25 protein-coding genes and 1 riboswitch are annotated in these 26,886 nt (G+C 73.6%); of the genes, 16 read left to right on the top strand and 9 right to left on the bottom strand.

Translation table 11 applies throughout. From position 1 onward, the window contains the following. Positions 1-7 precede the first annotated feature (7 nt). Entirely contained in the window at positions 8-1,993 is a 1,986-nt protein-coding gene (locus tag ACFYZL_RS38400) for a serine/threonine-protein kinase (RefSeq protein ID WP_388685601.1), read from the bottom strand. Between the two features lie 226 nt (positions 1,994-2,219). On the opposite strand from ACFYZL_RS38400, the gene ACFYZL_RS38395 reads away from it, so the two are divergent. The 5 genes from ACFYZL_RS38395 to ACFYZL_RS38375 all read left to right on the top strand — a co-directional run bounded on the left by ACFYZL_RS38395 (position 2,220) and on the right by ACFYZL_RS38375 (position 8,163). Beyond that, the gene (locus ACFYZL_RS38395; protein WP_384755779.1) at positions 2,220-2,864 is read left to right on the top strand and encodes a class I SAM-dependent methyltransferase; all 645 of its coding nucleotides are present in this window, start codon (positions 2,220-2,222) and stop codon (positions 2,862-2,864) included. A gap of 164 nt (positions 2,865-3,028) precedes the next feature. After that, a complete protein-coding gene (locus ACFYZL_RS38390) occupies positions 3,029-4,009 on the top strand; it encodes an N-acetylmuramoyl-L-alanine amidase (protein WP_384755782.1) in 981 nt (326 codons plus the stop codon). Positions 4,010-4,153: 144 nt separating this feature from the next. After that, positions 4,154-4,966 (top strand): hypothetical protein, encoded by an 813-nt coding sequence (locus tag ACFYZL_RS38385; RefSeq protein WP_388685597.1) that lies wholly within the window; start codon positions 4,154-4,156, stop codon positions 4,964-4,966. Between the two features lie 122 nt (positions 4,967-5,088). Then, positions 5,089-6,099, top strand: coding sequence for an LLM class F420-dependent oxidoreductase (locus ACFYZL_RS38380; RefSeq protein WP_384755788.1), 1,011 nt, complete (start codon positions 5,089-5,091; stop codon positions 6,097-6,099). Between the two features lie 93 nt (positions 6,100-6,192). Next, complete coding sequence (locus tag ACFYZL_RS38375; RefSeq protein WP_388685594.1) at positions 6,193-8,163, top strand: protein kinase; 1,971 nt, start codon at positions 6,193-6,195, stop codon at positions 8,161-8,163. Between the two features lie 157 nt (positions 8,164-8,320). Here ACFYZL_RS38375 and ACFYZL_RS38370 read toward each other — a convergent pair whose 3' ends face one another. Both ACFYZL_RS38370 and ACFYZL_RS38365 read right to left on the bottom strand, forming a co-directional pair. Continuing rightward, the gene (locus ACFYZL_RS38370; RefSeq protein ID WP_388685591.1) at positions 8,321-8,743 is read right to left on the bottom strand and encodes a hypothetical protein; all 423 of its coding nucleotides are present in this window, start codon (positions 8,741-8,743) and stop codon (positions 8,321-8,323) included. 34 nt (positions 8,744-8,777) lie between these two features. Continuing rightward, the gene (locus ACFYZL_RS38365) at positions 8,778-9,455 is read right to left on the bottom strand and encodes a hypothetical protein (RefSeq protein ID WP_388685589.1); all 678 of its coding nucleotides are present in this window, start codon (positions 9,453-9,455) and stop codon (positions 8,778-8,780) included. A gap of 113 nt (positions 9,456-9,568) precedes the next feature. On the opposite strand from ACFYZL_RS38365, the gene ACFYZL_RS38360 reads away from it, so the two are divergent. Next, a complete protein-coding gene (locus ACFYZL_RS38360; RefSeq protein ID WP_384755799.1) occupies positions 9,569-9,871 on the top strand; it encodes a hypothetical protein in 303 nt (100 codons plus the stop codon). Between the two features lie 13 nt (positions 9,872-9,884). Here the strand turns inward: ACFYZL_RS38360 and ACFYZL_RS38355 are convergent, their stop codons facing one another. From ACFYZL_RS38355 to ACFYZL_RS38345, 3 genes are read right to left on the bottom strand one after another with little or no spacing between them, the layout of a single operon-like run. Continuing rightward, positions 9,885-10,967, bottom strand: a complete 1,083-nt coding sequence (locus tag ACFYZL_RS38355) for a prenyltransferase (protein WP_384755802.1) — start codon at positions 10,965-10,967, stop codon at positions 9,885-9,887. Then, positions 10,964-11,707 carry a class I SAM-dependent methyltransferase gene (locus ACFYZL_RS38350; protein WP_384755805.1) on the bottom strand — a complete coding sequence of 248 codons (744 nt, stop codon included), beginning with the start codon at positions 11,705-11,707 and terminating at the stop codon, positions 10,964-10,966. Before ACFYZL_RS38350 ends, ACFYZL_RS38355 begins: the two co-directional genes overlap by 4 nt. 58 nt (positions 11,708-11,765) lie before the next feature. After that, positions 11,766-13,082, bottom strand: a complete 1,317-nt coding sequence (locus tag ACFYZL_RS38345; protein ID WP_388685586.1) for a glycosyltransferase family 4 protein — start codon at positions 13,080-13,082, stop codon at positions 11,766-11,768. A gap of 237 nt (positions 13,083-13,319) precedes the next feature. Here ACFYZL_RS38345 and ACFYZL_RS38340 point away from each other — a divergent pair, with 237 nt between their 5' ends. The 3 genes from ACFYZL_RS38340 to ACFYZL_RS38330 all read left to right on the top strand — a co-directional run bounded on the left by ACFYZL_RS38340 (position 13,320) and on the right by ACFYZL_RS38330 (position 16,346). Next, complete coding sequence (locus ACFYZL_RS38340) at positions 13,320-13,955, top strand: TetR family transcriptional regulator (protein WP_384755810.1); 636 nt, start codon at positions 13,320-13,322, stop codon at positions 13,953-13,955. A gap of 1,511 nt (positions 13,956-15,466) precedes the next feature. After that, positions 15,467-15,925 carry a DUF4231 domain-containing protein gene (locus ACFYZL_RS38335; protein WP_388685583.1) on the top strand — a complete coding sequence of 153 codons (459 nt, stop codon included), beginning with the start codon at positions 15,467-15,469 and terminating at the stop codon, positions 15,923-15,925. 28 nt (positions 15,926-15,953) lie between these two features. Beyond that, positions 15,954-16,346, top strand: a complete 393-nt coding sequence (locus ACFYZL_RS38330) for a hypothetical protein (RefSeq protein ID WP_388685580.1) — start codon at positions 15,954-15,956, stop codon at positions 16,344-16,346. 55 nt (positions 16,347-16,401) lie between these two features. Here ACFYZL_RS38330 and ACFYZL_RS38325 read toward each other — a convergent pair whose 3' ends face one another. Continuing rightward, entirely contained in the window at positions 16,402-17,040 is a 639-nt protein-coding gene (locus ACFYZL_RS38325) for a class I SAM-dependent methyltransferase (protein ID WP_388685577.1), read from the bottom strand. 39 nt (positions 17,041-17,079) lie between these two features. On the opposite strand from ACFYZL_RS38325, the gene ACFYZL_RS38320 reads away from it, so the two are divergent. Beyond that, complete coding sequence (locus tag ACFYZL_RS38320; protein ID WP_388685575.1) at positions 17,080-17,556, top strand: hypothetical protein; 477 nt, start codon at positions 17,080-17,082, stop codon at positions 17,554-17,556. Positions 17,557-17,691: 135 nt separating this feature from the next. Here the strand turns inward: ACFYZL_RS38320 and ACFYZL_RS38315 are convergent, their stop codons facing one another. Both ACFYZL_RS38315 and ACFYZL_RS38310 read right to left on the bottom strand, forming a co-directional pair. Beyond that, positions 17,692-17,925 carry a ferredoxin gene (locus ACFYZL_RS38315; RefSeq protein ID WP_384756725.1) on the bottom strand — a complete coding sequence of 78 codons (234 nt, stop codon included), beginning with the start codon at positions 17,923-17,925 and terminating at the stop codon, positions 17,692-17,694. Next, positions 17,925-19,388, bottom strand: coding sequence for an aldehyde dehydrogenase (locus ACFYZL_RS38310; RefSeq protein ID WP_384756727.1), 1,464 nt, complete (start codon positions 19,386-19,388; stop codon positions 17,925-17,927). The genes ACFYZL_RS38315 and ACFYZL_RS38310 overlap by 1 nt, the downstream gene beginning before the upstream one ends. Before the next feature lie 172 nt (positions 19,389-19,560). Here ACFYZL_RS38310 and ACFYZL_RS38305 point away from each other — a divergent pair, with 172 nt between their 5' ends. From ACFYZL_RS38305 to ACFYZL_RS38280, 6 genes are all read left to right on the top strand, one after another. Next, on the top strand, positions 19,561-20,628 hold the full coding sequence (locus ACFYZL_RS38305) for an MBL fold metallo-hydrolase (protein ID WP_388685571.1): 1,068 nt from the start codon (positions 19,561-19,563) through the stop codon (positions 20,626-20,628). A 103-nt stretch (positions 20,629-20,731) separates the two neighbouring features. Then, a riboswitch (cobalamin riboswitch) is annotated at positions 20,732-20,813 on the top strand. Positions 20,814-20,955: 142 nt separating this feature from the next. After that, positions 20,956-22,242, top strand: coding sequence for a prenyltransferase/squalene oxidase repeat-containing protein (locus ACFYZL_RS38300; protein WP_388685567.1), 1,287 nt, complete (start codon positions 20,956-20,958; stop codon positions 22,240-22,242). Next, on the top strand, positions 22,242-22,931 hold the full coding sequence (locus ACFYZL_RS38295; protein WP_388685564.1) for an SCO2322 family protein: 690 nt from the start codon (positions 22,242-22,244) through the stop codon (positions 22,929-22,931). Before ACFYZL_RS38300 ends, ACFYZL_RS38295 begins: the two co-directional genes overlap by 1 nt. A gap of 92 nt (positions 22,932-23,023) precedes the next feature. Further along, positions 23,024-24,193, top strand: coding sequence for an energy-coupling factor transporter transmembrane component T (locus tag ACFYZL_RS38290; RefSeq protein ID WP_388685561.1), 1,170 nt, complete (start codon positions 23,024-23,026; stop codon positions 24,191-24,193). Beyond that, positions 24,190-25,926: an ABC transporter ATP-binding protein gene (locus ACFYZL_RS38285; protein ID WP_388685559.1), complete on the top strand. Its 1,737-nt coding sequence runs from the start codon at positions 24,190-24,192 to the stop codon at positions 25,924-25,926. The genes ACFYZL_RS38290 and ACFYZL_RS38285 overlap by 4 nt, the downstream gene beginning before the upstream one ends. Next, positions 25,923-26,789: an ECF transporter S component gene (locus tag ACFYZL_RS38280; protein ID WP_388685556.1), complete on the top strand. Its 867-nt coding sequence runs from the start codon at positions 25,923-25,925 to the stop codon at positions 26,787-26,789. Before ACFYZL_RS38285 ends, ACFYZL_RS38280 begins: the two co-directional genes overlap by 4 nt. Positions 26,790-26,886: the final 97 nt, after the last annotated feature.

Here is a 26,886-nt window from a genome sequence, read left to right as displayed (position 1 = left end):
GCCCGGATCAGGAGCGTTCGTAGTAGTAGCCGTCGCCGTGCGCGGGCCCCACGTTGTGCTGGATCCCGGCCGGCTCGCTCTTCGTGAAGAACGACGGGTCCAGGGCGCCGCAGAAGTTGCCCGTCGACTTGCTCTTGTCGACCGCCGCCGAGCCGACGTTGATCCGGCTCCCGCCGCCGCCCACCGACACCACCTTGGCCATGTTCTCGCAGTGACCCAGTTGGGACTCGGTGATCAGGCGGACGGACCCGGACCGGGAGATGATCACCGTCACCGGCTGGTCGATGTTGAACTGGCCCTTGTACGTCCAGGAGCCGGCGAAGTACGAGGGCACGGCGTCCCCACCGGAGGAGCCGCCGCCACTCGGTGAACCCGCGCCGCCCGGGGTGGAGCCCGGGGTGGTGCCGGACGCGTTGCCACCGCCCGGACCGGCGCCGGTGCCGGTACTGGCGCCGGTGCCGGTACCGGTGCCCCCGCCCCCTCCTGCGCCCTTGCCGGCGCCGTTCCCGGTCCCGCCCGGGGAGCCCGCGCCGCCCGGTGTCCCCGCGCCCGCCGCGCCGCCCTGCTGCGCGCCCGTGCCGCCCGGGTCCGCGGCGCCGCCGACCTGGCCGCCCTGCGCCGTGCCGTCGGGGCTCTGCGGGGCCTGCGTACCCGGGGCCGCTGAGCCGCTCGCGGCGGAGGGGGCGCCGCCCGCCCCCGGCGTCACGGGCGCGCTGCTCGGCGGGGGCGCGGCCTGCGACCCCTCACCGCCGAACGGCTGGATCAGGGCCACCGTGCCGCCGCCGATCGTGATCACGAACACGGCCGGCACGACGACCGCCCACCGCCGCCTGCGGTCCCGTCGCCCGCTCGCGGAGGTGCCGTCCACGGCCGACGGCCCCGGGGGCGCGTCGGCACCCGGTACGACGGCGGGCTCCGCGTCGGGCTCCGCGGCCGGCTCCTCGGACCCGTCCTCGGGGCGCAGCCCGAGCGTCGCCCGGTCGGCGGCCTCCGGACCGGCCCCGGCCTCCGCCTCCCGCCGGGGCGCCGCCTCCGCGTCGAGCAGCCGCGCCGCCTGCCGGGCCAGTCGCGCGACGACCTGGGGCGGCAGCCACGCCCCGCCGGGCGCCGCCGGACGGACCCGCTCCGGGTCCTCCAGCAGTTCCTCCACTCCGGGCCGGTCGTCGACGGCCTTGGCCAGGCAGCGTCGGATGAGCGCGCGCAGGGCCTCGTCCTCGACCCCGTCCAGCTCCGGTTCGGCCTCCACGATCTGGAACATCACGGCGTGCTGGTTGCTCGCACCGGCCCCGAACGGCAGCCTTCCCGTGGCCGCGTACGTGAGGACGCAGCCGAGCGTGAACACGTCGCTCTTCGCCCCGGCGCGCTGCCCGCGGACCTGCTCGGGCGACATGAACCCGGGCGACCCGACGACCATGCCGGTGCTGGTCAGCAACGACTCGACGGAGGTCTCCAGCGCCCGCGAGATGCCGAAGTCGATGACGCGGGGGCCCTCGACGGTCAGCATCACGTTCGACGGCTTGAGGTCGCGGTGCACGATCCCGGCCGAGTGGATGTCCTCCAGGGCGTACAACAGGCCCTCCGCGAGGGCGTGCACCGAGTCCGCGGGCAGCGGGCCGTGCCGGCGCACGATCTGCTCCAGCGAGAGCCCGGGGACGTACCCCGTCGCCACCCAGGGCCGGTCGGCGTCGGGGTCCGCGTCGATCACGGGCGCGGTGTACCGCTCGCCGACCCGCCGGGCGGCGTCGATCTCGCGCCGGAAACGAGCCCGGAACTGCGCGTCCGAGACGTGCTCCTCGTGCACCACCTTCACGGCGACGGTCCGCCCGCCGTCGGACCGGGCCAGGTACACCCGACCCATGCCGCCGGCGCCGAGGCGGCCGAGCAGCAGGTACGGTCCTATCCGGCTCGGATCCGCGGCCGCGAGCGGTGTGATGCCGCCATCGGCGTCGTCGTCGTGCCGGTCGTCCTGGTCGTCGCTGATCCCACTGCCCATGCTGCCCATTCCCCCGGTGAGTCCGCTTGGTCGGCCGAACTCGCCTCAGGGTAAAGGCTGTTCGCGCCCGCTTCGAAGGGCGGGGCGGCGACCGGCCACCGGCCCGCGAGGCCCCCCCGGAGCCGGGTCCGCCGGTGTGCCGGGCCCCGGCATGGACCCCTACCCGGCGGTAGGGCAGCATGGGCCGCCACCGTCACCACCACGCAGCCCCACCCCCGGAGGACCCATGGCCGCCACCCCCAAGCCGGAGACCCTCGCCGCCTTCGAGGCCGCCAAGGGGTTCATGCCCGTGGGCGAGGGCCTCGCCCTGTACGAGGCCGCGACGGCGGCCGCCGCGCTCGGGCTGCCGCTGCTGGAGGTCGGGACGTACTGCGGGCGCTCCACGATCCTGCTGGCCGACGCGGCCCGCGAGGCCGGGGTGGCGGCGATCACCGTCGACCACCACCGGGGCAGCGAGGAGCAGCAGCCGGGCTGGGAGTACCACGACCCGACGGTCGTGGACCCGGAGATCGGGCTGATGGACACCTTGCCCACCTTCCGCCGCACCCTGCACAAGGCGGGGCTGGAGGACCACGTCATCGCGATCGTGGGGCGCTCCCCGCAGGTCGCGGCGGCGTGGGGCGGACCGCTCGGGTTCGTCTTCATCGACGGCGGCCACACCGACGAGCACGCGACCGGCGACTACGAGGGCTGGGCCCCGCACGTGGCCGTGGGCGGGACGCTCGTCATCCACGACGTCTTCCCCGACCCGGCCGACGGCGGCCAGGCCCCGTACCGGATCTACCTGCGGGCTCTCGCCTCGGGCGCCTTCGAGGAGGTCTCGGTGACGGATTCCCTGCGCGTGCTGCGCCGCGTCGGCGGGGGCATCTGACCGGCTCCGCCCCACGGCGGGCCGGCGGGTGCGGGGCGCCCGAACCGGGAACGGGCGAACACGTGAACAGGGCCGAACGGATCAGTTCCGGGCATATAAGCGCACCACGCCCTCGAATGGCCCAGAACACGGACCGGGCCGGGCCGCCGGTCTAGCATCGCGGCGTGCGCTACGACGACAGCCCCCAGCCCTCCGAGTCCGCCGAGCCCGCCGACGCCTCGGCCCCGGCCGGCCCCGCGGTGCGGCCCTGGTACGCCCGACGGTCCACCCTGGTCGTAGGGGTCGCCGCACTCGCCCCGGCCTGTCTGGCCGGGTGGGTGCTGACCCAGGTCCTGACCGGCGCCGGGGCGGGAGCCGGGTCCGGTTCCGGTGACGCCGCCCGGCCGGGCCGCCACGACGCGAAGGCGGCCGCCGCGCCCGCCACCCCGACCGAGGAACCGGCCTCCGCCCCCGCCAAGGCCCCCGCCAAGGGTCCGCTGGCCGGGAAGACGGTCGTCGTCGACCCCGGACACAACACCGGCAACTTCAAGCACACCGACGAGATCGACCAGCAGGTGGACATCGGCACGAACCTCAAGGAGTGCGACACCACCGGCACCACCACGAACTCCGGCTACATGGAAGCCGAGTTCACCTTCGACGTCTCGCAGCGCCTGCGCACGGCACTGGAGGCCCAGGGGGCCAAGGTGGTCCTCACCCACGAGGGCGACCGCCCCTGGGGTCCGTGCATCGACGAACGCGCCCGCATCGGCAACGAGGCGAAGGCGGACGCCGTCGTCTCCGTGCACGCCGACGGGGTCTCGGCCGGCAACCGGGGCTACCACGTGATCCTCCCCGCCAGGGTCAAGGGCGGCGACGCCGACACCTCGCCGATCGTCGGCCCCTCCCGGACCCTCGGCGAACGGATCGCCTCGAACTTCGCCCGGACCACCGGATCCGACCCCGCCAACTATCTCGGCAACGGCACCGGTTTGGTCGTCCGCGACGACCTCGGGGGACTGAACCTGTCAACCAGGCCCAAGGTGTTCATCGAATGCGGCAACATGCGTGACGCCAAGGACGCGGCGCAGCTGACGAGTCCGGAGTGGCGCCAGAAGGCGGCCCAGGGCATCGCGGACGGCATCGTGGCCTTCCTCGGCGGGTAGCCCTCTCGGGAGTCCCGCCGGGACTTGGTCACCGCCCCGATCCTGATCGCCGCGGGGAACCTCCGTACCATGGTGCCGCCCGCCCGCTCCGTACTGCGACCGCGGCACCACGAGACGACCGAGACCGAGAAGGACACCTAAGACGTGAACATCCGCTCCCTCACTCGAGGCGACGGCGTGGTGATCGGAGCAGCGGCGCTGCTGTTCATCGCCTCGTTCCTCGATTTCTACTCCGCCACCGGCGGCGACCTTCCGAGCGCGTGGAACGGTGGCGGCCTCGCCCTGCCCACCATCTTCCTGGTCGGCTTCGTCGCGGCCGGGCTGCTCGTCTTCGGCCGCGTCCAGCCGGAGCGCAAGGTACTGGGGCTGCCGCTGATCGCGTGGGGCACCGTGCTCGCCGTGTCGGCGGCGTGGTCCTCGCTGTGGGCGCTGTTCACCTGCCCGGCCATCCTCGACCTGGGCCCGGGCGCGATCCTCTCCTTCATCGCCACCCTGGCCCTGGCCGGCGTGGCCCTGTTCGGCGCCAAGGTTCCGGCGCTGGCCGGTCCGCTGACGCCGGAGGCGCGCCCCGCCGCCCCCGCGCCGTACGGGGGCCAGCCCCAGCCCGGCGTCGGGTACGGCTACCCGGGCGCGCCCGAGGGCCAGGGCCAGCAGGGCCAGCCCTACGGCAACACCCCGCAGCCGGTCCCGCCGTACGGCGGCACTCCGCAGGACGCCGGGCAGCAGGCGGCCACGCCCACCCCGCCCCCGGAGGGGGACTTCTCCCCGTTCTGGTTCGCGGTCCCGGTGGCCCGCCCCCTCTTCGCCGAGGACGGCTCCCCGAACCCGATCGCGGAACTCGCGCCGGGCACCTGGTACCTGGCCGTCGAGCAGCGCGGCCCCTCCACGCTGATCGCCCAGACCCAGGACGGCCGCCGCGGCGTCCTGAACGACACCTCGGGCATCCAGCGCGGCTAGCCGGCCGGTCCCACGCGCACGCACCGACGGCCCCCCGCCCTTCCCGGCGGGGGGCCGTTGCCCTACAGTCACCTGACGACCCGTCAGGAACGGTAGGAACGGCAGCGCGGAGGGGACCGTACATGCGCCTCGGACTCGCACTCGGCTACTGGGGCCGCGGCCCCAACCCGGACCACCTCGACCTCGCCACCGAGGCCGAGAACCTCGGCTACCACTCGGTGTGGACCGCCGAGGCCTGGGGCTCGGACGCCTTCACCCCGCTGACCTGGATCGCCGCGCACACCTCGCGGATCCGCCTGGGAACCGCCATCGCCCAGATGGCCGCCCGCACCCCGACCGCCACCGCCATGCACGCCCTCACCCTGGACCACCTCTCCGGCGGCCGGATGATGCTGGGCCTCGGCCTGTCCGGGCCGCAGGTCGTCGAGGGCTGGTACGGGCGCCCCTTCCCCGCGAGCCCGCTCACCGCGACCCGCGAGTACGTCGACGTGATCCGGCAGGTGCTGCGCCGCGAGGGCCCGGTCACCCTGGAGGGCCGCTTCCACCAGCACCCGTACCGCGGCGACGACGGCACCGGCATCGGCAAGCCGCTCAAGCCCATCACGCACCCGCTGCGCGCGGACCTGCCGCTGCTGCTGGGCGCGGAGGGGCCGAAGAACATCGAGCAGACCACCCGGATCGCGGACGGCTGGCTGCCGCTGTACTGGTCGCCGACCCGCACGGACGTCTACCAGGCCTCCCTCGCCGGCCTCCCCGACGACTTCATGATCGCGCCGATGGCCCGCGCCAAGGTGTGCGACGACGTCGCCGAGGGACTGCTGCCGGTGAAGGCGATGCTCGGCTTCTACATCGGCGGCATGGGGCACGCGGCACGCAACTTCCACGCCGACCTCATGGCGCGCATGGGGTACGAGGAGGAGGCCCGCCGCATCCAGGAGCTGTTCCTGGCCGGGCGCAAGGAGGAGGCGGTGCTGGCCGTCCCGGACGCGTTCGCCGACGAGATCTCGCTGATCGGCCCCCGGGAGCGGATCGCCGAACGCCTCGAACTGTGGCGCAAGGGCCCCGTCACCGATCTCCTCCTGACCGCCCCGGACCCCCACACCCTGCGGGTGCTCGCGGAGCTCAACAGCTGACACGGACCCCAAGTCCCTTACACCCGAGCCTCGTTGTCCCATGAACCCATCCGGTAGATTCCGGGGACTGATTCCAATCCTTACGGGGCTGACGTGTTAGAGCTGACGGGGAGCGGCGCCGAGCCGCTGGAGCCCGAGGATCCGCGCCGGATCGGACCGATCCCCCTCGCGGGCCGGCTGGGCGCCGGCGGCATGGGGCGGGTGTACCTCGGGGTCCGGGACGGCCGGTACGTCGCCGTCAAACAGCTGCTGGCCTCCGTCGTCGGCGAGGACGAGGACTTCGTGCGCCGCTTCGGGCACGAGCTGGACAACCTCGCCCGGCTGCCCGAGGGGGCCACCGCACCCCTGCTCGGCAGCGACCGCTCCGCGCGGCCCCCGTGGTTCGCCACCGCGTACGTCCCCGGGCTCACCCTGCGCGAGGCACTCGAACTGAACGGCGGCCCCCTGCCCGCCGACGCCCTGTGGCTGCTGCTGCGGGAGGCCGCGGCGGGCCTGGCGCAGGTGCACGCGCTGGACATGGTGCACAGGGACCTCAAGCCGTCCAACATCATGCTGACGGTCGAGGGCCTGACCCTCATCGACTTCGGCGTCGCCCGGGCCGCCGAGCAGAGCCGGCTGACCGTGACCGGCATGGTCGTGGGCACACCCGCCTACATGGCGCCCGAACAGGCCACGGGATCGGGGGGATCGAGCGGGGCCACCGACGTGTTCGCGCTGGGCTCGGTCCTCGCGTACGCGGCGAGCGGCCGGCCGCCCTTCGGTGACGAGTCGGGGCACGGCGTGCTGTACCGCATCGTCCACGAGGAACCCGACCTGCACCCGCTGCGGGAGGCCGAGCCGGAGCTCGCGGACCTCGTCGCGAACTGCCTCGCCAAGGACCCGGCGGACCGTCCCACGGCCGCCGCGCTCCTCGAACTGGCTGCGGGGAAGGGGCCGTTCACGGCGCCGCTGTGGCCGGCGGCCGTCGACGAACGGCTGACGGAGCGGGCCGCCTTCGCGGCCGACGTACAGGATCTCGACGTACCGACGACCCCGCTCGCGGGGGCCGCTCCGCAAGCGGAGGAGGGAGGGGGGCAATCCCTCGGGGCCGGGCCCGGGCAGGAACCGGTCGAGGGTTCTCCGGGTGAACCGGCCGCCGCGCCCACCGGCACGCCCACCCCCGCCTCCGCCTCGGCCTCCGCCCCTGCGGCCTCGCCCGGGGCCGACGCCAAGGCCAAGGCCAAGGCCAAGGCCAAGGCCGCGGTCGGGGCCCCGGCCCGCCCGGAGCGCCGCCGGCGCGTCCGCGTCGTCCTCGCCGCGGTGCCCGTCGTCCTGGTCGCGGGCGGTACGACCCTCGCCATCCAGTACCTGCCGAACACGTCCTCCCCCCAGGCCGGCGCGAACTCCGCCCCGCAGTCGTCCGCTTCCGCACCGGCCGATCCGGGCGGCTCGTCGGGTCCGGCCTCGCCGGTCCAGTCGCCGCCCGAGGGCAAGGCCGAGGGCGGCGCCCAGAACGCGCAGGGCGGGGCGGGCGGCCCGGGCACGGCCCCCGGGGCCGGTACCGGTCCCGGCACGGGAACCGGAAACGGCGCAGGAGCCGGCGGCGAGGGCGCGGCCGGGAGCCAGAACGGCGGCTCCGCCGGCACCGGCAGCTCGGCGGGCTCCCAGAACCCCGCGCCCCCGACCGGCCCGAAGACCTCGGCCGCCCCGCCGCCCGCCTCCGGCACCTCCCGCTACCGCAACGGCAGCAACGGCAAGTGCATCAGCCAGGTGTACGGGTCATCGAGCTTCGCCGAATGCACGGACGCGACCACCCAGTGGACCGTGCAGGCCCGCTCCGGCGGCGGCTTCAAGCTCGTCAACAAGCAGAGCGGCGGCTGCCTGTACTCCAACGGGCTGAACCAGGCCGTCTTCGTCGGAGACTGCGCCCAGGACATCGGCCGGATCTGGCGCGGCGGCTCGGGCGGCAGCCTGGTGTCGGACCTCGGCGGCGGCTGCCTCGACCTCGGCATGAGCGGCACCGGCGGTCTGCTGACGGCGAGCTGCGACGGGGACGCCTCGCAGCGCTGGACGAGGCAGGGCTAGTGCTCTGGCCGGAAAGGTTTGCCGACTCGCGGCGTCCGGTGCGGTGCATCGCAAGGCGGAGGGCCACGGCTCGTACTGGACGTACTTGCGTGGCCCGACAACGCGGCGAGGTGCCGTGCCGGGCGTCGTGAGGCGGTGAACCTTTCCGGTCAGAGCACTAGACGGTGTCCGAGGGGCCCGCCGGGTCCGAGGGATCGGCGGTGTCCTGTCCGGGCACCGCCGCCAGGACCCCGCGCAGGTCCAGCGGCATCACCGCGATGTCGATGGTGCCGCCCTCGTAGCCACAGGTCACGATCCGCGAGCCGGGGTTGATGGACATCCCCTCCCGCACGGAGGGGGCTCGAACCCCGGTGGCGCGGGCGCCGGGCAGCGGCACCGGTTCCCCGCGCCGCGGGACCCAGCGGGCCGCGCCCCGGTCGACGTACAGACGGCCCATCCGCCAGCGGCCCTCGCCGGCCGGCTGCCGCGCCATCCCGGGGACGCCCGCCACGTTCCCGGCGGCGACCCGCTGCCGGTGCTTGCGCCGCAGCAGCCAGCCGGTCCCGGCGGCCACGCCCGCCATCACCACGTACTCGATCATCCGGCCATTGAAACAGGCCCGCCGGGGCGGAGGGCTACCCTCCCAGCTGGGAGAGGCTCGGGACCTGGTCCTTGACCGGGGCGCCGGCGCCCGCACCCGCGGTCTTGATGCCGTCGATCACGTTCTGGAAGGAGCTGATGTCGGCGTCGCCGGCCTGGCCCTTGCGCAGCTTGGTGCCGAGGCCCTTCAGGGACTCGATGCCGGCCGTCAGCGGGGCCACCGCCTTCGACAGCAGCGGGTCGCCCTTCGCGTTCTCGGACGCCGCCTTGAGCCGGTTGTAGGCGAAGGCCCCGGCGAGGCCCGCCTTGACGAGGGCGAAGGTACGGCCCTTGGCGCCCTTCTTGAACTTGCCCGCGCGGTACGGCTTGACGATCCACTGGTACGTCGCCCCGGCCGCGAGCCCGGCGTTGGCGACGAAGCGCGTCTTGGCGAACTTCTGCCGCTCGGCGGAAGTGGTGGGCGAGGGCGTCGCGGCCGCCAGTTCGTCGGCTTCGCCGGCGGCCGGGATCGCCGCCGCCAGGGCGGCCAGCTCCGCGGCCGAGGCCATGGAGATCTGGTCCTCGGCGGGCTGGTCCGCGGCCGGCTGGCCGGCCTGGCTACTGCTGCCGCGGGCGCTGCCGCCGCCGCACGCGGTGGCGCCCGCGAGCAGCGCGCTGGACAGGAGCACCGCCGTGAGGGCTCGGCGCAGTCGGGCAGTACGGGGTACGGACACGGGTGCCTCCGGTGGCTGAGCTGTCCCCCGCAGCCTCCCCCAGGCCTTCCGGCCCCGCCACCTGCCGCACCCGTTCGGGGTTTGCCGTCCGCCGATGCGGCAACACGCGGTGCATGCCCACCTTCACCCGAGCAAGCGCACGCGGAAGCAATCAGGCCGGGCGGGCCGTCGCACTGGTGGCGGACCTGCTCGCCTTCGTCATCGCCCTGTGGATCCTGCTGTACCTGCTGGACGCCAACCGGGGCAACGAGCTGGTGGAGTTCGTCCACGACACGGCCACCTGGCTCGCCGGCTGGTCCTACGACCTGTTCACCTTCGGCAGGGAATGGGTCCAGGTCGTCTTCGGCTACGGCGTGGCCGCCGTGGTCTACCTCCTCGTCGGCCACGCCGTCGCGGGCCGGCTCTACCGCCTCTGAGCCGGCCGCACCGTCAGCCGCAGCAGTCGGGCTCCAGACCGGCCGGCAGCTCGTTCCCGCCGAACACCTGGGCCGTCGCCTCGTCCCCGCCCAGCGCCGCCACGGCCAGCAGCAGGGACCCGGCAGTCCAGGTGGTCTGCTCGACCGGCCACACCGCGTCGTCCTGGAACACGTAGCCCGTCCAGTACATGCCGTTGTCGGCACGCAGGTGCCCGATGGAGCGCAGGATCTCCAGCGCCCGGTCCGACTCCCCCATCGCCCACAGCGCCAGCGCCAGCTCGCAGGACTCCCCGCCCGTCACCCACGGGTTCGGCAGCACGCAGCGCACGCCGAGGTCCGGGACGACGAACTCCTCCCACCGCTCCTCGATGCGCGCCTTCGCCTCGGGGCCGGTCAGAGCGCCGCCGAGGACCGGGTAGTACCAGTCCATCGAGTAGTGGTTCTTGTCGAGGAACCGCTCGGGGTGGCGGCGGATCGCGTGCCGCAGCGCGCCCACGGCGAGCTCCCAGTCCGGCTGGGGTTCCTCGCGGTGCTCGGCGACGGCCAGCGCGCAGCGCAGCGCCTGGTGGATGGAGGAGGAACCGGTGAGCAGGGCGTCGGTGACGGCCGTGCCGTCCGCCTCCCGCTTCCAGCCGATCTCCCCGCCGGGCTGCTGGAGGGCGAGGACCCACTCGACGGCCGCGTAGACCGTCGGCCACATCCGGTCGAGGAATGCGTCGTCGCCGGTGGCGAGGTAGTGGTGCCACACGCCGACGGCTATGTACGCCGTGAAGTTGGACTCCCGGCCGGCGTCCTGCGGCTGGGCGGTGTCGACGCCGTCCGGCCGGTCGGCGTACGCCGCGTACCAGGAGCCGTCCTCGTTCTGGTGGCGGGCCAGCCACGCGTAGGCGCGCTCGGCGGCCTCGTGCTCGCCGGCCGCGTCCAGGGCCATCGCGGCCTCGGTGTGGTCCCACGGGTCGAGGTGGTGCCCGCGGAACCACGGGATGGCCCCGTCCGCGCGCTGCGCGGCCAGGATGCCCGCGACGGTCTCGGCGGCCTGATCGGCGGTCAGCACCCCGTCGAGGACGAGGTGTTCGGTGCGCTCGGGCGAGCTCACTTGGTCGCGCCCGCGGCGTCGACGGGGAGGTGCGGCTTGGTCGCGTACGCCACGAAGCTCTTGCCGATGACCGGGTTGAGGGCCTTCTCCGCGTAGCGGGTGAGCGCCGGCTTCTTCATGATGTCCCAGACCAGGAGCTTGTGGTACGCCTTGACCGGCAGCGCCTTGTCGTTGTCGACCCCGAAGGCGCACTTGAGCCACCAGTACGGGGAGTGCAGGCCGTGCGCGTGGTGCGTGCCGTACGGCTTGAGACCGGCCGCCTCCATCTTCCCCAGCAGCTCGTCCGCCTTGTAGATGCGGATGTGGCCGCCCTCGACCTCGTGGTAGGCGTCGGAGAGCGCCCAGCAGACCTTCTCGGGGCCGTAGCGGGGCACGGTGATGGCGATGCGCCCGCCGGGCTTGAGGACGCGCACCATCTCGGCGAGGACGCCCTTGTCGTCGGGGATGTGCTCCATCACCTCGGAGATGATGACGACGTCGAACGAGTCGTCGGGGAAGGGCAGCGCGAGCGCGTCGCCCTCCATGGCGGTGGCGGTGGCGCCGGCCGGGGCCTCGCCGGCCTCCTTCATCGCCGCGAACCACTTGGCGACCTCGCGGATCTCCTCGCCGTTGCGGTCGAGGGCGACCACCTGGGCGCCGCGCCGGTAGCACTCGAAGGCGTGCCGGCCTGCGCCGCAGCCCAGATCGAGCACGCGGTCTCCTGCGGCGAGCGGGAACCGGGAGAAATCGACGGTCAGCACGGGGGCCTGCCTTCGCGGTCGCGGGGGTGTACGGGGGTGGTGTGGATGAGGAGGGAGGTCACCGCGAACGGCGGGTACGGGCTGCGGCCTGCTCGATGGCGGCGCGGTAGTGCGCGGCGGTGCCCTCGGCGGCCTTGGCCCAGGTGAATCTGGTCAGCACCCGTTCCCGCCCGGCGGCGCCGAGCCGGGTACGCAGCTCGGGGTCGCCCAGGACCCGGCCGAGCGCGGCGGCCAGCGCGCCCGCGTCGCCCGGGGGCACCGCGAGGCAGGTCTCGCCGTCGGGGCCGGCGACCTCGGGGATGGCCCCGCCGGTCGTCGCGACGAGCGGGGTGCCGGTGGCCATGGCCTCGGCGGCGGGCAGCGAGAAACCCTCGTAGAGGGAGGGCACGCAGGCGACCTGCGCGCTGCGTACCAGGTCGACGAGCTCGGCGTCGGTGATCCCCTTGACGAAGCGGACCGCGTCCTGGAGCCCGTACGTCTCGATCGCGCGGGCCACGGGACCCTGCTCGGCCCGCTTGCCGACGACGACGAGGTGCGCGTCGGGCTGCTCGGTGCGCAGCTTCGCGAGGGCCTCGACGAGGTGCACGAGGCCCTTGAGCGGGACGTCGGCGCTGGAGGTGGTGACGATCCGGCCGGGTACCTCGGCGACGGACGCGTCGGGCGACCACAGGTCGGTGTCGGCGCCGATGTGGACGACGTGGATGCGCTCGTCGCGCACGCCGAGGTGCTCGGCGATCTCCTGCCGGGAGGACCCGGACACGGTGAGCACCGAGGGGAGCCGCCGGGCGACCCGCTTCTGCATGCGCGTGAACCCGTACCAACGGCGCACGGAGAGCCGCCCCATGCGGTCCTTGGCGGCGGCGAGGTCGAGGGCGCGGTCCACGGTGATGGGGTGGTGGATGGTGGTCACCAGAGGAGCACCGAGGTCCCCCAACAGCCCGTACCCCAGGGTTTGGTTGTCATGGATGACGTCGAACTCGCCCGCACGGGCCGCCAGGTGGCGCCGGGCCCGGAGCGAGAAGGTCAGCGGCTCGGGGAAGCCGCCGGTCCACATCGTTGCGACCTCCAGCGCGTCGACCCAGTCCCGGTACTCGTCGCGCTTCGGCGTACGGAAGGGATCGGGCTGGCGGTAGAGGTCGAGGCTCGGGAGCTCGGTGAGCGTGGCACCCGTGTCGAGCACCGGGTACGGCTGCGCGCCGATGACCTCGACGGAGTGTCCGAGGCGTACGAGCTCACGCGAGAGGTGGCGGACGTAGACGCCCTGGCCGCCGCAGAACGGGTTCCCCTTATAGGTGAGGAGTGCGATGCGTAGCGGGCGGTCGCCGTCGGTGGCGGAACCCGCGAAAGGGCTCGTCACCATGGCCTCAGCGGTCACTCTCGGCCCCCTTCTCCCTGCACTTTCGCCGGAGCGTAACCGCTCGGATAATGTAGAACAAGTTGCAGACTTGATCCGTTGAAGACCATTGAATCTACCGGCCGGAAACCACACCGTAAGAGGCGGAGCAGGTGATTCGCGCCACGGCTCCGGCGCCTGAGATGCTGGACCCGGAGCAGCCCGAATCAGCCCACGCACACTCCCCGCAACGACTCGGAACGCCACGGAACGGGACATATGACACCGGAAGCGAAGCACCTCGCCGCCACGGTCACCACGCCGGCGTCCCCGCCCCTGACGGAGCGCCAGGAGGCGCGCCGCCGCCGGATCCTGCACGCCAGCGCCCAGCTGGCCAGCCGGGGCGGCTTCGACGCGGTGCAGATGCGGGAGGTCGCGGAGTCCTCCAGCGTCGCCCTGGGCACCCTGTACCGGTACTTCCCGTCCAAGGTCCACCTCCTGGTCGCCACCATGCAGGACCAGCTCCAGCACATGCACACGACGCTCCGCAAACGCCCCCCGGCGGGCGAGGACCCGGCGGCCCGGGTGGCGGAAACCCTGATGCGCGCCTTCCGCGCCCTCCAGCGCGAACCCCAGCTGGCCGACGCCATGGTCCGCGCCCTGACCTTCGCGGACCGCAGCGTGAGCCCCGAGGTGGACACGGTGTCCCGGCTGACGACGGCGATCATCCTGGACGCCATGGGCCTGGAGGCCCCACCGACGGCGGAACAACTCTCGGCGGTCCGCGTCATCGAACACACCTGGCACTCGGCCCTGATCACCTGGCTCTCGGGCCGGGCGTCCATAGCCCAGGTCAAGATAGACATCGAAACGGTCTGCCGCCTGATCGACCTGACCGCCCCGGAAAAGGCGTGAAGTAGGGGGTACGGACCGACACGCGGTCGGGGCCCGAGCGGCGCCCACACCCGGCCCTGCCGGATGGGCGGGTCGGGGGTGGGGGTGGTCGGCGCCCCGGCCGGTCGGCAGCCAGAGAAGTCTTGGGGGTTTCCCGTCGGCCCCATGGTCCTTCCGCGTCGGGCCGCCCCGTCAAGGGCGCTCCTCCTTCGTCGTCGCGTCGCTGCGCGATCGCCTTCGGCGACCCTTGACAGACCGACCCGCCACGGAAAGACAAGGACCAACGGGAAACCCCCAAAAGAACGGGCCGGGAGGAACGGAAACGACCGGGCGGAGCAGAAATGTCCGACCCGGCTCCGGCCCAGCAGGCCACTCCCCAAATGTCGACCACAAGAGCCCCGACGGGGGGGGAAGGGCGCCCCAAATCGCTACGCGCTCCTCACGTCTCAGCGTCTGCGGTCCGCCTGGGGCTGGTCACGCGTCAGATCGCTACGCGCTTCTCTTTGACGGCGTCGGCGGTCGCTTTGGGCTGGACATAAGCCGCCCACGATCCCTACGCGCTTCCCGACGACCGCGACCAACCCCCTCCTGGGGCTGATGGACCCGAATTCGGGGCGGATATCCTCCCCAGCCGAGGGGCATCCGCGAGAAAGAGCGGCGGACACCGAAAACCCACACCCATATCGCATGAATTAGGGCATAACCTCAAGCATTTTGGCTGCTCACCTGCCCTGACTGCACTACAGGTTGAAATAGTCGCTGTTTGGCTCCGTCTTCCCCCTCGACGACCGTCGGACGCGGTCAGGGATGAGAAATCGAGGCCTTGGGCGGCCTATGTCCAGCCCCAAGCAGCCGTCGGACGCCGTCAACGCGGAGCGCGTAGCGATCTGGGGCGAGATCAGCCCCAGACGGACCGCAGACGCTGAGACGCGAGGAGCGCGTAGCGATGTGATGCGCCCTTCCTGCGGCTGGGGCTCTTGTGGTCGACATGTGGGGGGCCTGCCGGCGCGGAGCCGGGTCGGACATGCCTGTCCCGGCTGGTTGTCCCTGTTCCTCCCGGCCCGTTCCTTTGGGGGTTTCCCGTTGGTCCTTGTCTTTCCGTGGCGGGTCGGTCTGTCAAGGGTCGCCGCAGGCGATCGCGCAGCGACGCGACGACGAAGGAGGAGCGCCCTTGACAGGGCGGCCCGACGCGGAAGGACCATGGGACCGACGGGATAGCCCCAACCCTTCCCGGCCCCGACCGACCGGGGCACCGAAAGCCCCCGCCCCCGACCCGCAGACCGGTCTCGGGCCGGCAGACGGCGGCCCCTTACCCCCCGATGTCGAGTGCTGCTCCGTACAGCGCAGCCGCTCCACCTTCAGCCGGATGACCACAAAGCCCCTCGCCAGATGTCAGGCGATGAAGATCACCAGGCGCTCCCCCAACGACGCTTTCAACGGGCCGCGTTGGGCCCCGCCCAAGGGGGAGCCGGTGGTTTCGGCGACAGCAACAAAACCTTGGGGGCGGAGTGCAGCCGAGCAGTGGACCAGGGGTGGGTCTCAGCCCGACCGAGACGGCCGTCCTCCTGTTGGACAAGATCCGTGAGGGCAACGAGTACGCCCGGAGACGCAAGAAGCGGTTCAGCCGAAGCGCCTCCCTCACCAAGGTGGCGACGCTGGCGCTGTCCGCCGCGTCCACCGTCATCCTGGGCCTGCAGAACCTCAACGCGTGGACCGGCCTGGCCTTGGCGTGCGTGGCACTGGTGACGCTGCTGGGAGCCGTCGAGCCGTTCTTCAACTGGCGTTCCCGGTGGGTATTGATGGAGCAGGCGCAGCACCGTTTCCGGCGGCTCGGCGACGACCTCGAGTACCTCGTGGCCTCGACCGCCGCCGACCGGCTCACGTACGACCAGCTCGGCGAGGTCTTCGGTCGCTACCAGGCGATCTGGGACGACCTGAGCAACACCTGGCTGGAGCACCGCCGGGAACTCACGTCGTCGAGTGGCACGTGACGTTCAAGCGGATGAGCGGAGCGCGACAGTGGACATTTTCGTGAACCGGGTCGGCGAGGAACAGCGCGTCGTCGCGTTCCGATGCAACGCGGGCCATGGTGGGGCGGTGGCCCGCTGGATGGGCAAGAAGCTTCCCGAACAGGGCACCCGGGCAGTCGTGGAACTCACTGTTGACGAGGTCGTTTCCGATTGGCGTCCGGTGGAGCCAACAGCCGGCCGCGCCTTGGCCGTCGAGCATGACGGCATCGCCGTCACGGGGGAGGTCCTGGCCATCGGTGGGCAGGAGGATCCGGTGGTGGATCTCAAAGTCGGCACGGACGTGGTGCTGGTCGAGATCGGCCGCCGCAAGGACGAGCTGAGGATCGGCATGCACGTGTCGTTCGTAACCTTCGCCCTTGAGGTCTACCCGTACGCACTGTGATCCGCCTCGTATCCACGCGTGCGACCGTCCACCCGTCAAGGCACCGGCTCCGGGCCTACGCTTCACCCGGCAGCCGCGCCAGCAAGTGCGCGTCCAGAAAGCCCCGTTCCGAGGCCGGGTCGTGGATCAGGCGGGCGAAGGGGGTGAGGCCGGCGGTGGTCAGCAGATCGGCGAAGTGGTCCACCGGCCAGCTGTAGGCGGGGGTGACCTTGTGGTCGAAGCGGACCGGTTCCGGGCCGTCGGTGGCGAAGAACGAGGTCAGGAGCAGGCCGCCCGGCGCCAGGACGCGGACCTGTTCGGCCAGGAGCCCGGGCAGTTCCGCGGGCGGGGTGTGGATCGTCGAGTAGTGGGCCAGTACGCCGCCGAGCGAGCCGTCCTCGACCGGCAGGGCCTCCATCCGCGCCTCGTCGAACCGCAGCGCCGGGCGGACCCGGCGGGCGTGGGCGACCATGCCCGGGGAGAGGTCGAGCCCGAAGGCGTCCAGTCCCAGGTCGTTCAGCATGGCCGTCAGGTGTCCGGGCCCGCAGCCGACGTCCGCCGCCCGCCGGTTGCCCGTCGCGCGGACCAGCTCCGCGAAGGTACCGATCATGGCCCGGGAGAACGGGTGCGTCTCCAGCTGGTCGTCGAACAGGGACGCGTACAGCTCGACGACGCCGTCGTAGGCCGCCCCGGTTTCGTCCTGGTGTTCCGCCACGGGGAGGAACCTAACATCCTTGCAGAGAAGAGGAGATGCATGGAGCTCGCGCCTGATCCCGTCGACGGGACGCCACTGACCGCCGAGGAGTACGAAGCCGTCCGTGCCGCCGTCGCGGCGGGCGGACGGGGAGGGGCGTGGACCCTCAACTCGTTGTTCGCGGGCTGGCGGGATGTCGTGGAGGACGTGGAGGAGGGGTACGGGCCCTGCGCGCCCGAGTTCGACGACGACCTCTCGTGCCGGGACGCGCTGGGCAGGGCGTGGCCGCTGCTGCCCCCGCGCGTGCGGGCGATCCGGCGGCCCGAGCTCGACGAGCTGGACGGCCGGTTCCGTGCGGCAACGGTCCCGTGGCCCGACCGTCCCGAAGAGGGGCCCCGGTGGTGGCACCGCCGGATTCCATTGGTCTTGGAAGCAGAGGCGGGCCTGCCCCGGCCGGGCGGGTGGCCCCTCGGGTGGGAGATCCTGCCGTTCCCCAAGCCCGATGGTGTGCGGGTCGTGGAGTGGGGCCGGCCGTAGGGGCGGCGGGCAGTACGTTCCGCACGCGCGCCCCGGCCGGGCGGAGCGTCGCGGTCGGGGGCAGGGCCGGGGCCCAGGGGGCCACACCCCCGAGCCCGAGCCCGACCCCGCCCCGCCCCGCCCCGCCCTGGCGCGCTACTCCTCCGGCGGGAAGACCGGCTCGCCCGTTTCGGCCAGGGTGATCATGATGGCCTCCACCGGGCAGCCCTCCGCCGCCGTGAGGGTGGGCTCGTTCGCGTCCGTCTGCGGGGTGCGGGGGTGGGACTGGCGGGCCGAGTCGAGGGTGAAGGCGTCCGGGGCGTGGTTCACGCACATGCCCGAGCCGATGCAGACCCCGCGGTCCACCTCCACCTGCCAGCGGTCGCCCATCAGGCACCCGCCTCGTAGCCCGCGGGGAGGTGGATCATCTTGTGCTCCAGGTACTCGGACAGGCCCTCCGGGCCGAACTCGCGGCCGACGCCGCTGTTCTTGTAGCCGCCGAAGGGGCCGAGCATGTCGAGGCTGAAGGTGTTGACGTTGAACGTGCCCGTGCGCACCTGGCGGGCGAAGTCGATGCCGTGTTCCACGTCCCCGGTCCAGACGCTGCCGCTCAGGCCGAATTCGGAGTCGTTGGCGATGCGGGCGGCCTCCGCCTCGTCCCCGTACGGGATCAGGCAGACGACCGGGCCGAAGATCTCCTCCTGGGCGATCCGCATGGAGTTGTCGACGTCGCCGAAGAGGGTGGGTTCGACGTACCAGCCGCGGTCCTGGCCGGCCGGGCGGCCGCCGCCCGCGAGGATCTTGGCGCCCTCCTCCTGGCCGATACGGATGTAGTCGAGGGAGCGCTGCTGCTGGCGCCGGGCGACGAGCGGGCCGAGCTGGGTGGCCGGGTCGAGCGGGTCGCCCACGACCAGGGCGCCCGCGGCGGCCGCGAAGGCGTCGGCGATCTCGTCGTAGCGGCTGCGCGGGGCGAGGATGCGGGTCTGGGCCACGCAGGCCTGGCCGTTGTTCATCCAGGCGGCCGGGACGATGCCGGCGACGGCGGCGTCCAGGTCGGCGTCCGGCAGGATCACGGCGGCGGACTTGCCGCCGAGTTCGAGGGTGACGCGGGTGAGGTTGCGGGCCGCGACCTCCATCACGCGCTTGCCGGCGGCCACGGAGCCGGTGAAGGCGACCTTGTCGACGCCCGGGTGGCCGACCAGGTACTCGCTGACCTCGCGGTCGGCGGGCAGGATCGACAGCACGCCCTCGGGCAGGCCGGCCTCGCGGGCGATGTCGGCCAGGATGAAGGAGTCGAGCGGGGCTTCCGGGGACGGCTTGAGGATCACGGTGGAGCCGGTCAGCAGGGCGGGCGCGAGCTTGGCCGCCGCCACGAACTGCGGGACGTTCCACGGGATGACGGCCGCGACGACCCCGACGGGCTCTCGGCGTACGAGGATCGGGCCGAGCGCGCCCGCGCGGTACTCCTCGTACGGGTAGTTGCGCGCGACGGTGATCGCGGCGTCGTAGACCATCATCGGGCCGAGCGCCTGCGCGAGGACGCTCCAGGAGTACGGGGAGCCGTTCTGGGAGCTGATCGAGCGGGCGATCTCCTCGTGCCGGACGGCGATGGCGTCCTTGATGCGGGAGACGACGGCGATGCGCTCGTCCAGGGACATCCGCGGCCAGGGGCCCTCGTCGAACGCCGTGCGGGCGGCTGCGACGGCGCGGTCCACGTCCGCCTTCGAGGCGTGCGGGACGGAGCCGATGACCTGCTCGGTGTGGGGGGAGACGATCCGGATCGTGTCGGTGCCCAGCGGATCCGTCCACTCCCCGCCGATGAACAGTTGTCCGTGTTCCACGAGCTCGGTCATGGCTGAGGCCTCCTGCGGCTTGGCGTGTGCAGAACTGATACCAGTTCTAGTTCGAGGAGTCCACGGCCAGGACGGAAGAGTGGAGAAGATCCAACGACTAGTCAGAAGCCCGAAGAAGTGGTCGACTTGGGCTACTACTGGAACACGTTCTTATAGAGGCAGGGGACGGCGAATGGACACGGCCAAGGACGCGCCGCAGGACGCGCCGCACGTCACCGATCACGGTGGCGGCGTGTGGGGGATCAAGGTCCCCATCCCCGACAACCCGCTCGGCCACACCCTCGTCCACGTCCTCGACACCGACCGCGGTCCGGTCCTCGTCGACACCGGCTGGGACGACCCCGAGTCCTGGGACACCCTCGTCGCCGGCCTCGGCGCGCTCGGCATCGCCGTCGCCGACGTCCACGGCGTGGTGATCACCCACCACCACCCCGACCACCACGGCCTCTCCGGGCAGGTCCGGGACGCCTCGGGCGCGTGGATCGCCATGCACGCCGCCGACACCGAGGTCGTCGTACGGACCCGGGCCTCCGAGCCGGGCGTCTGGTTCGACTACATGAGCGAGAAGCTCGCCACCGCCGGAGCCCCCGAGGAGCACATCGCCCCGCTGCGCGCCGCCCGCGACAGCGGCCGGATGCGGACCCTGCCCGGACTGCGGGCCGCCGTCCCCGACCGGGAGATCGTCCCCGGCGAGCTGCTGCCGCTGGCCGGGCGCCGGCTGCGCGCGATCTGGACCCCCGGGCACACCCCCGGCCACGTCTGCCTCCACCTGGAGGAGGCCCACCCCGCGAACCTCCCCGGCAACGGCCGCCTCTTCTCCGGGGACCACCTGCTGCCCGGCATCTCCCCGCACATCGGCCTGTACGAGGATCCGCAGAGCGACCGGATCACCGACCCCCTCGGCGACTACCTCGACTCCCTCGAACGCATCGGCCGCCTCGAACCGGCCGAGGTGCTCCCCGCCCACCAGTACGCCTTCACCGACGCGCCCGCCCGCGTACGGGAGCTGCTCGACCACCACGAGGAGCGGCTGACCGGCCTGTGGGCGCTGCTCGCCGAGCCGCTGACCCCGTGGGGGCTGGCGGAGCGGATGGAGTGGAACCGCCCCTGGGAACAGATCCCGTACGGCTCCCGCAACATCGCCGTCTCGGAAGCGGAGGCTCACCTTCGACGGCTGGTGAAGCAGGGCCGCGCGGAAGCGGTCCCGGGCAGCGACCCGGTCGCGTACCGAGCCCTGTAGGCGGCGGCCGGGGTTGGCCGGTAAGGGGCGCTGCGGGCCGGCACCCCCGTGCCCGCTTCCTACGGGCCGGTAGAGTGGGCGAGTCGTCCTCACTTCCGTACGGGGGGAAGCCGGTGCGAATCCGGCGCTGACCCGCAACCGTGACCCGCCCCGGCCCCGCCGTCGGGCAGGGAGCCGGAATGCCCCGTTCCGGAGGTGCGCGGCTCGTGTCGCCGGGTCCTCCGGTGGCCGGCACCGTCGAGGTAAACGGAGCCGGAGCCCGGTCCCGTGCGTGCCCGCGCGTGTGCCTGCCTCCGGCTCCCCAGCAGGAGAGGCACCCCCGCCCCCATGAACGTCCGCCGCAGCGCCGCCGCGCTCGCCGCCTCCGCCGTGCTCTGCGTGGGTGCCGCCTCCGCCGTGCTCTGCGTGGGTGCCGCCCCCGCAGCCCTCGCCGACACCGCGCCGCCCTCCCCCTCCGCGCCTCCCGTGATCCCGTCGGGGCTGTACGGGAAGAACGACCCGACGTACGACGGCGTGTGGCGCCAGTCCTTCGCGCTGCTCGCCCAGCACACCGTGGGCGTCAAGCCCGCCAAGGCGGCCGTGGACTGGCTGGTCGGCCAGCAGTGCGCGAACGGCGGTTTCGCCGCGTTCCGCGCGGACGCCTCCGCGGCGTGCGAGGCGACGACGATGTTCGACACGAACGCCACGGCGGCGGCCGTCCAGGCGCTGAAGACGCTCGGCGGCCAGGACGCGGCGGTCAAGAAGAGCACGGACTGGCTGAAGTCGGTCCAGAACGAGGACGGCGGCTGGTCCTACGTCCCCGGCTCCCCCAGCGACGCCAACTCCACCGCCCTGGTGATCAGCGCCCTCGCGGTGGCGGGCGACAAGCCCGCCGAGGTGAAGTCGAAGGCCGGCAAGTCCGCCTACCAGGGCCTGGCCGCCTTCCAGCTCGGCTGCGCCGCCGAGCCCGCCGGCGACCGGGGCGCCTTCGCCTACCAGCCCCTCGACGGCAAGCTGACCGCCAACGCGGACGCCACCGCCGCCGCGGCCCTGGCCGGCCTGGGTCAGGGCTCGGCCGTGGCCCTGTCCGCCTCGGACACCCCCGCCACCCCGCTGACCTGCCCGCCGGCCTCCGCCGACGCGGCGGCCGACCCGGCGGCCCTGGCCCAGGGCGCGACCGGCTACCTGGCCGAGGCCCTCAAGAAGGACGGCCACCTCACCGCGGTCACCCCGGGCGCGGACCAGCCGACCCCCGACACCGGCAACACCGCCGACGCGGTGATCGCCCTGGCCGCGGCCGGGCACAAGCAGTCCGCGGCGGGCGCGCTGGAGTGGCTCAAGGGCAACTCCGCGCAGTGGGCGCAGGGCAACCCGGCGGGTCTGGGCACGCTGATCCTGGCCGCGCACGCCACGGGCGCCGACCCGAAGTCCTTCGGCGGCACCGACCTCGTCGCCGCGCTGAACGCCACCGGCCCGGCCCCGCAGGGCGCGGACTCCTCCGCGACCTCGGTCGACGGCAAGAAGGACAAGCCGTCCGGCGGCCAGAACATCTGGTGGATCGTCCTCGCGGGCGCCGCGGCCGGCATGGGCATCGGCATCCTGCTGAGCGGCCGCCGCAAGAAGAACCGGCTCTGATGCGTCGCCGCCCGCCGTCCCTGCTCGCCGTGCTGCTCGGGTTCGCCCTGGTCGTACTGGCCGCCTTCCCGGCGGCGGCGTCGAGCTACCGGTACTGGTCGTTCTGGGACGCGCCGGCCGGCGGGTCCTGGTCGTACGCCACGGTGGGCCCCTCGATGGCCCGCCCGGCGGACGGCTCCGTGCAGGGGTTCCGCTTCGCCGTCAGCCAGGACGCCTCCGCCGAGGCGGCCCGGCCGCGGGCGGCGGCCGACTTCGCGGCGATCTGCGGGGCGACCCCGGCGGCCGAGGGGAAGAAGCGGGTGGCCCTCGTCGTCGACTTCGGCGTCCCCGCGGACGCCCCCTCCGGCGAGAACCCGCCGCAGGAGGCCCCCCGCACGGCCTGCGCGCAGGTCGCCCCGGACGCCACGACGGCCGAGGCACTGGCGTCGGTGGCCAAGCCGCTGCGCTACAACGGCGCGGCGATGCTGTGCGCGATCTCGGGCTACCCGGCGCAGGGCTGCGGCGAGCCGGTCGCCTCGCCGGCGGCCGACAGCTCGGATCCGACGGCGGCACCGTCCCCTGCCCCGGGCGGCGGCCCGTCCGCGGCCGAGGCGGGCGGCGGCCCGTCCGCGGGCCTGATCACCGGCCTCGCGGCGGTGGCCGCGCTGGCCGCGGCCGGCATCTGGCAGTCCCGCCGCCGGCCCCGATGACGCACGACCAGCCGGGCGTTCCAGCCCCGCGCGCCTCCGCTTCCCGGGGGTCCGGGGGCGGAGCCCCCTGCAGCGGCGCCGCACCCGACCGGGTGGCCCCGCCCCGCCGAAGCCCCGCCGCGCCGCCGGGCCCCCCGCACGGGCCGACGTACAAGAAATGGCAGGCCCCCCTCGCCGGCCGGGCGACGGCCCTGCACGCGGGGGCCTGGTGGCTGTGGGCCCTCGGGCTCGCCACCGCCGCTTCGCGGACCACCAACCCGCTGCTCCTCGGGCTGGTCATCGGCGTCGCCGGGTACGTGGTCGCGGCCCGCCGCACGGACGCGCCCTGGGCCCGCTCCTACGGTGCGTTCCTCAAGCTGGGCCTGTTCGTCGTCGGTCTGCGCCTCTTCTTCTCCGTGCTGCTGGGCTCCCCGATTCCCGGCTCGCACACCCTCTTCACCCTCCCCGAGGTCCCGCTGCCCGCCTGGGCGCAGGGCGTCCGGTTCGGTGGCAGGGTCACCGCCGAGCAGCTCGTCTTCGCCTTCTACGACGGCGCCAAGCTGGCCGCCCTCCTGGTCTGCGTCGGCGCCGCCAACGCCCTCGCGAACCCGGCGAGGCTGCTGAAGTCCCTCCCGGCCGCCCTGTACGAGGCGGGCGTCGCCGTGGTCGTCGCCATGACCTTCGCGCCGAACATGGTCGCCGACGTCGTCCGCCTGCGCACCGCCCGGCGACTGCGCGGCCGCCCCACCGGCGGGATCAAGGCGATCCTGCAGATCGGCCTGCCCGTACTGGAGGGCGCCTTGGAGCGCTCCGTCGCCATCGCCGCGTCGATGGACGCGCGCGGGTACGGGCGCACCGCCCAGGTCCCGCCCGCCGTGCGGCACACCACGAACGCCCTCACCCTCGGCGGCCTGCTCGGCATGTGCGCCGGCACGTACGGGCTGCTCGCCGCGGAGGGCGCCGCGTACGGGCTGCCCGTGCTCGGCATCGGCCTGCTGCTGGCCCTCGCGGGCCTGCGGCTCGGCGGCCGCCGGTCGGTGCGCACCCGCTACCGGCCCGACCGCTGGGGACCGCGCGCCTGGCTGGTCGCCGGTTCGGGCGCGACCGTCGCCGCGCTCCTCGTGTACGCGGGCGCGCGCGACCCCGCCGCCCTGCATCCGGGGGTGGTGCCGCTGGTGGCGCCGACCCTCCCACTGTGGCCGGCGGCGGCGATCCTGATCGGCCTGCTGCCCGCCTTCGTGGCCCCCGTACCGTCCACAGCCTCTGAGGAGTCATCCCGGTGATCCGCTTCGAGCAGGTGTCCGTCACCTACGACGGCGCGGCCGGCCCTTCCCTCCAGGACGTCGACCTGGTGATCCCGGAAGGGGAGCTGACGCTGCTCGTCGGCCCGTCCGGGGTGGGCAAGTCCACCCTGCTGGGCGCGGTCTCCGGGCTGGTCCCGCACTTCACCGGCGGCACCCTGCGCGGCCGGGTGACGGTCGCGGGCCGTGACACGCGCACCCACAAGCCGCGCGAACTCGCGGACGTGGTGGGCACGGTCGGCCAGGATCCGCTCGCGCACTTCGTGACGGACGTGGTCGAGGACGAGCTGGCGTACGGGATGGAGTCGCTCGGACTGGCGCCCGCCGTGATGCGCCGCCGCGTCGAGGAGACCCTGGACCTCCTGGGCCTGAACGAGCTCCGCGACCGGCCGATCGCGACCCTTTCGGGCGGGCAGCAGCAGCGGGTCGCGATCGGCTCGGTCCTGACCACGCACCCGAAGGTCCTCGTACTGGACGAGCCCACGTCGGCGCTGGACCCGGCGGCGGCGGAGGAGGTCCTGGCGGTGCTCCAGCGGCTGGTCCACGACCTCGGCACCACGGTCCTGATGGCGGAGCACCGGCTGGAGCGGGTGGTGCAGTACGCCGACCGGGTCCTGCTCCTGCCCGCCCCGGGCGCGGCGCCCGTGCTCGGGGCCCCGTCGGAGGTCATGGCCGTCTCCCCCGTCCACCCTCCCGTGGTCTCCCTGGGCCGGGTGGCGGGCTGGTCCCCGCTCCCGTTGTCGGTCCGCGACGCCCGTAGGCTCGCCGCCCCTCTCCGCGCCCGCCTCGCGTCCCTGTCCGCCCCGGGTCTGGGGCGGAGCCCCAGTTTCGGGAAGGGGCGGGGAGGGGACGGCTCCGCGCAGCGGCACCCCGCACCCCGCACCGGCCTGCCGGCCCGTCTGCTCCGCCGGGGCAAGCCGAGCCGCCCGACCCCCGCCGCCGGCACGGCACCGGCCGAGGTTCGGAACCTCGGGGTCCGCCGCGGCCGCCGGGAAGTGCTCCGCGGGATCACCCTCACCGTCACCCCCGGCGAAACCGTCGCCCTCATGGGCCGCAACGGCGCCGGCAAGTCCACCCTGCTCTCGGCCCTGGTCGGCACCGTCCCGCCCGCCACCGGTGAGGTGTCCGTCGGCGGCCTCGCCCCTCACCGCACCCCGCCGCCCGAGATGGTGCGGCGCGTGGGTCTCGTACCCCAGGAGCCCCGCGACCTCCTCTACGCCGACACCGTCGCCGCCGAGTGCGCCGCCGCGGACTCCGACGCGGGCGCGGCCCCCGGCACCTGCCGGGAGCTGGTCACGTCGCTGCTCCCGGACGTGCCCGACGACGTCCACCCCCGCGACCTCTCGGAGGGGCAGCGGCTCGCCCTGGCCCTCGCCCTGGTGCTGACGGGCCGCCCGGCGCTGCTCCTGCTCGACGAGCCGACCCGGGGTCTGGACTACGCCGCCAAGGCCCGCCTGATCGAGATCCTCCGTGGCCTCGCCGCCGACGGCCACGCCATCGTCCTGGCCACCCATGACGTGGAGCTCGCCGCCGAGGTGGCCCACCGCGTGCTGATCCTGGCGGGCGGGGAGATCGTCGCGGACGGTCCGACGGCCGAGGTGGTCGTCTCCTCCCCCGCGTTCGCACCGCAGGTCGCGAAGGTCCTGGCCCCGGGCCACTGGCTCACGGTCACCCAGGTCACCGAGGCCCTGGCGGCAGCGGAGGCACCCGAATGAGCCGCACGGCGACCCGCCCCGCCCGCCCCGCCCGCCCCGTCCGCCCTGTCCGCCCCGTCCGCATCGGCCGCCGTGCCGCCGCCGCCCTGGTCCTGGTGACCCTCATCGGGATCGCGGCCTTCGGTTGGCCGCTCCTCGCCGACGGGCAGTCCGGGCTCGCCCACTCCGAGGACGCCCCCTGGCTCTTCGCCGCATTGCTCCCGCTGCTGGTCGCCGTCGTCGTCGCGACCATCGCGGACCACGGCATGGACGCCAAGGCGGTGGCGATGCTCGGTGTGCTCGCCGCCGTCGGGGCGGCGCTCCGACCGCTGGGCGCGGGTACGGCCGGCCTGGAGCCCATGTTCTTCCTGATGGTGCTCAGCGGACGCGTCCTCGGGCCGGGCTTCGGCTTCGTCCTCGGCTCCGTCACGATGTTCGCGTCCGCCCTGCTCACCGGCGGTGTCGGCCCGTGGATGCCGTTCCAGATGCTCGCGCTCGGCTGGTTCGCGCTGGGGGCCGGCCTGCTGCCGGGACCCGAGCGGATCCGCGGCCGGGTGGAGCTGGCGATGTTGGCGGCGTACGGCTTCCTCGGCTCGTTCGCGTACGGCACGGTCATGAACCTGCAGGGCTGGGTGATGCTGCAGGGCATGGGCCAGGGCGTCTCCTTCCACCCGGGGGACCCGGTGGCGGCGAACCTCGCGCGCTTCGCCGCGTACTGCCTGGCGACCTCGCTGGGCTGGGACCTGGGGCGGGCCGCGCTGACCGTCGTACTGACGCTCACGCTCGGGGCCACGTTGCTGAAGGCGCTGCGGCGGGCCACCCGGAAGGCTGCCTTCGACGCTCCCGTCTCCTTCGACTCGGGTACGGACGGACGCGGACGGTGACATTCGGGGCCCTCGGCGGTGAGGCGCCCCACAGGACCCACGTCACATACGAGGCGGGTTAGTGGTCCCTGAACGTCCCGCAGGGCGCCACTCCTCG

Origin of the sequence: Streptomyces sp. NPDC001717 (genome assembly GCF_042892775.1) — a bacterium.
Classification (GTDB): domain Bacteria; phylum Actinomycetota; class Actinomycetes; order Streptomycetales; family Streptomycetaceae; genus Streptomyces.
This window is presented reverse-complemented; position numbering and strand designations above follow the sequence as displayed.